The organism is Acidovorax sp. KPB24-03 (genome assembly GCF_057546605.1).
This window is the reverse complement of record NZ_BAAJYR010000330.1, coordinates 1-3,972: the sequence shown is the minus strand read 5'-3', so window position 1 is coordinate 3,972 and position 3,972 is coordinate 1. Positions and strand designations below refer to the sequence as shown.

5 protein-coding genes are annotated in these 3,972 nt (G+C 69.8%); 4 read left to right on the top strand and 1 reads right to left on the bottom strand.

What is annotated here, in order from left to right; genetic code table 11:
* A partial coding sequence (locus AC27KI_RS20235; RefSeq protein ID WP_487115493.1) for a FecCD family ABC transporter permease occupies nt 1-553 on the top strand: 553 nt, incomplete at its 5' end.
* Between the two features lie 188 nt (nt 554-741).
* Nucleotides 742-1,674, top strand: a complete 933-nt coding sequence (locus AC27KI_RS20230; RefSeq protein WP_284414432.1) for a CysB family HTH-type transcriptional regulator — start codon at nt 742-744, stop codon at nt 1,672-1,674.
* Between the two features lie 27 nt (nt 1,675-1,701).
* Here the strand turns inward: AC27KI_RS20230 and AC27KI_RS20225 are convergent, their stop codons facing one another.
* Nucleotides 1,702-2,115, bottom strand: coding sequence for a c-type cytochrome (locus AC27KI_RS20225; RefSeq protein WP_487090460.1), 414 nt, complete (start codon nt 2,113-2,115; stop codon nt 1,702-1,704).
* 187 nt (nt 2,116-2,302) lie between these two features.
* Between AC27KI_RS20225 and AC27KI_RS20220 the strand changes: the two genes are divergently transcribed.
* Nucleotides 2,303-3,274, top strand: a complete 972-nt coding sequence (locus tag AC27KI_RS20220) for a sulfurtransferase (protein ID WP_487115491.1) — start codon at nt 2,303-2,305, stop codon at nt 3,272-3,274.
* Between the two features lie 85 nt (nt 3,275-3,359).
* Nucleotides 3,360-3,972: YeeE/YedE thiosulfate transporter family protein (locus AC27KI_RS20215; protein ID WP_487115489.1), on the top strand; the 613-nt coding region annotated here is incomplete at its 3' end.

The window sequence follows — 3,972 nt, the reverse complement described above, 5'->3', positions numbered from 1 at the left end:
GGTGCTGGCCGGGTTGGCGGTGTCGTTTCTGTTCGGCGCGCTGACGCACGGGCTGGTCTTTGCGGGCGATCAGCGCGCGGCGCATGCCGTGGTGTTCTGGTCGCTCGGCGGCCTGGGGCTGGCGCGGTGGGACAACCTGTGGCTGGCATGCCTGGGGCTGGCCGTGCCCCTGGTGTTCGTCTGGCGCCGCCACCGCGCACTGGATGCGCTGCTGGCCGGCGACGACACCGCCCACAGCCTGGGCATCGCGCCCGAGCGGCTGCGCATGCAGGCCTTCGTGGTGGCCGCAGTGGCGACGGCCTGCTGCGTGGCGCTGGCCGGGGTGATCGGCTTCGTCGGCCTGATGGTGCCGCATCTGGCGCGGCGGCTGTCGGGGCCCCTGCATGCCGCGTTCCTGCCGTTGGCCGGGGTGATGGGGGGCGCATTGCTGCTGGCGAGCGATCTGGTGGCACGCACGCTGCTGGGCTCGCAGGAATTGCCGGTGGGCATCGTCACGGCGGGCATCGGCGCCGTGTTCGTGATGGCGCTGCTGCGGCGTCGGGTGGCGGACTGACATGGATCATCAGATGTTTTTGATCCTAAGTCATGGAAATATATTCTTTCTGGTTTGAAGGGCCGACTCCTAAGATCGCGGCAGCTTCCCTGAAAGGTGTTTTCCGTGATCCGACCGCTCTCCGTGGCAACCGACATTTCCCCAGGCCTTCCACGATCGGCTGACGCCTGGCCCGCAAGGGGCGGCGCATGAACTTTCAGCAACTGCGCTCCGTGCGGGAGGCCGTGCGCTGCGGCTTCAACCTGACCGAGGTGGCCGCCATGCTCTACACCTCGCAACCCGGCGTGAGCCGCCAGATCCGCGAGCTGGAGGAAGAGCTGGGCCTTGAAATCTTCGCCCGCGCGGGCAAGCGCCTCACCGGGCTCACGCCCCCCGGCGCCACGCTGCTGCCCATCGTCGAGCGGCTGCTTCTGGAGGCCGAGAACCTCAAGCGCGCCGGCCTGGACTTCAGCGCCGCGCAGGAAGGGCGCCTGTCCGTGGCGGCCACGCATTCCCAGGCGCGCTACGCCTTGCCCCAGGTGGTGCGCGACTTCCGGGCGCTGTACCCCCACGTGTCGCTGCACCTGCACCAGGGCTCGCCCCGCCAGGTGGCCGAAATGCTGCTGTCCGGCGAGGCCGACATCGGCGTGGCCACCGAGGCGCTGGCCGGTTACGACAGCCTGGTCACGCTGCCGTGCTACCGGTGGTCCCACAGCATCGTGGTGCCGCCGGGGCATGCGCTGCTGGACCAGGCCGAGCCCGTCACGCTGCAGCAACTGGCGCGCTTTCCGATCATCACCTACGAGCTGGGCTACACCGGCCGTGCGCACATCGACGAGGCCTTCTCGCGCGAGGGCCTGACCCCCGACGTGGTGCTGACCGCCATGGATGCCGATGTGATCAAGACCTACGTGGAACTGGGCATGGGCGTGGGGATCGTCGCCTCCATCGCAGTGGACCCCGACCGCGACCGCCACCTGCGCATGCTGGACGCGCGCCACCTCTTCGAGGTCAACCTGACCCGCCTGGGCCTGCGGCGCGGCAGCTGGATGCGCGGCTATGCCTACCGCTTCATCGAGAGCTTCGTGCCGACCCTCACGCGCGAGGCGGTGGAAGCCGCCATGAAGGCGCCCGCGCCCTGAGCCGGGCGAAAGAGGGCCAGCCAGCGCTCAAGGCGGCGGGGCAGGCTGCGACAACACCCACAGCGCGAGGGCCCGCGCCTCGGGCTCGGTGATGCGGGCCTGGCGCGGCATGATTACGCGGCCCCAGGTGCCGACGCTGCCGTTGCGGATCTTGCCGGCCAGCCGGGCCGGCGCCTGCGGGTCTTTGCGGTAGCGCTCGGCGATCTGGGCGAACCCCGGCCCCACCTGCTTGCGGACCATGCCGTGGCAGGCCATGCAGCCATGCTCCTGACCCAGGTGCCGATCCTCGGCGGCCTCGCCGGTGACGGCAGCGCTCGCCAGCCACAAGCCCGCCAGCACCGTCACGGCCCCGTGCCAGCCGAGCCGCGGCCCGGTGGCCGGGCCTGCGGAACGGGGCAGGGTGCGTGGGGCCATGGCGGTGCGGAAAAGGGCGTGGGTCATGCCGTCGAGCATAGCGGTGCGCATGCGGCACGATGGGATGGCGCCCACGCACCGCCTCTGTTGTCCGGCCTGCCGTTTTGCGCATATCCAAACGCGTTCTTGTCGCTTGGGCCAGCGCATCGGCCCCGATAGATTCGCTCCAAGCCCACCGCACGGCGCAGTGGGCACTCCAGCGAAAGGACGAGGGATGACGACTGCAGCACTGCGATTTCAACGCCACCTCCCGACATGGCGCGACGGCCTGTATGCCCTGGCATTGGGCGCGGCCATCGCGCTGTGCGGCACCGCCTTCGCGGCCACGCCGGTACCGCAGGGTCCGCTGGTCACCACCGACTGGCTCGCGCAGAACCTGGACAACGCCAAGGTCCGCGTGATCGAGGTCAGCGTGAACCCCGGCCTGTACGAGCGCAGCCACGTGCCCGGCGCGGTCAACTTCTCCTGGCATTCCGACCTGAACGACAAGGTGCGCCGCGACATCGTGGGCAAGGAGGCATTCGAGGCGCTGCTGTCCAAGGCCGGCGTGGCACCGGACAACACGGTGGTGCTCTACGGCGACACCAGCAACTGGTTCGCTGCCTGGGGCGCCTGGGTGTTCGACATCTACGGCGTCAAGGACGTGAAGCTGCTGGACGGCGGCCGCAAGAAATGGGAGGCCGAGAACCGGCCGCTGAACAACCGGGTGCCCGAACCCGTGGCCACCAACTACCGCGTCGCCAGCGTCAACACCCAGCTGCGAGCCCGGCTGTCCGACGCGCTGGCGGTGGCCGAAGGGCGCAGCGATGCCCGGCTGGTGGACATCCGCTCGGCGGACGAATACACCGGCAAGGTCTTCGCCCCGGCCGGCGTGCCCGAGCTGTCGGTCCGCGCGGGCCACATTCCCGGCGCGGCCAATGTGCCGTGGGGCCAGGCGGTGCGCGAAGACGGCACGTTCAAATCGGCCGAAGAACTGAAGAAGCTTTACGCCGCCGCGGGCATCGACGGCAGCAAGCCGATCATCACGTACTGCCGCATCGGCGAGCGCTCCAGCCACACCTGGTTCGCGCTGAGCAAGATCCTGGGCTACGAGGTGCGCAACTACGACGGTTCGTGGACCGAATACGGCAACGCCGTGGGCGTGCCCATCACCAACCCGTCCGGCACCCTCTGGGCCGCCAAGTAGCGCCGGGCCAAAACAGTTTGTCAGTAGGGGGTCTCTTTTCAAGCCCGCCGCGTGCGGGCTTTTTTTTTGTCCGGAGGTTTTGGCCATGCGCGTTGCGGGACTGTTGTCATGGGGACTGCTGGCCGCGGTGGGGGTTGCCGCCTTGGCGCTGCAGGGCCAGCCGGGCGGGCGCACGCTGGCTTTCTCATTGGCGGTGGGCGCCGTGCTGGGCGTGGTGCTGCAGCGGTCGCGCTTTTGCTTTTATTGCCATGCCCGCGACTGGTTCGCCGACGGCAACCCGCGCGGCCTGCTGGCCCTGGTCCTGGCGCTGGCCGTGGGCACGGTGGGCTACACCGTCGTGCTGGGCAGCTGGGTGCCGGTGCCCATGGCCGGGCAATTGCCGGCGGACATGCACATCGGCCCAGTGAGCCTGGCCCTGGTGGCCGCGGGCCTGGCGTTCGGCGCCGGCATGGTGGTGTCGGGCTCGTGCATCAGCGCGCACTGGTACCGGCTGGCGGAAGGCTCGCCCGTCGCGCCTTTCGCCCTGATCGGATCGGCCGGCGGGTTCATCCTGGGGTTTCGCACCTGGAACCCGCTGTACAGCGCCAGCGTGGCCGACGCACCGGTCGTGTGGCTGCCGGCGCACCTGGGCTACGGCGGCGCGCTGGTGCTGCAGCTGGGCGTGCTGGCGGCCATCGCGGCCTGGCTGTGGCGCGGAT

Excerpts from the sequence above, each read along its gene's own strand:
- AC27KI_RS20230 (WP_284414432.1), top strand. The coding sequence starts at position 742 with ATGAACTTTCAGCAACTGCGCTCCGTGCGGGAGGCCGTGCGCTGCGGC.
- AC27KI_RS20220 (WP_487115491.1), top strand. The coding sequence starts at position 2,303 with ATGACGACTGCAGCACTGCGATTTCAACGCCACCTCCCGACATGGCGC.
- AC27KI_RS20225 (WP_487090460.1), bottom strand. The coding sequence starts at position 2,115 with ATGACCCACGCCCTTTTCCGCACCGCCATGGCCCCACGCACCCTGCCC.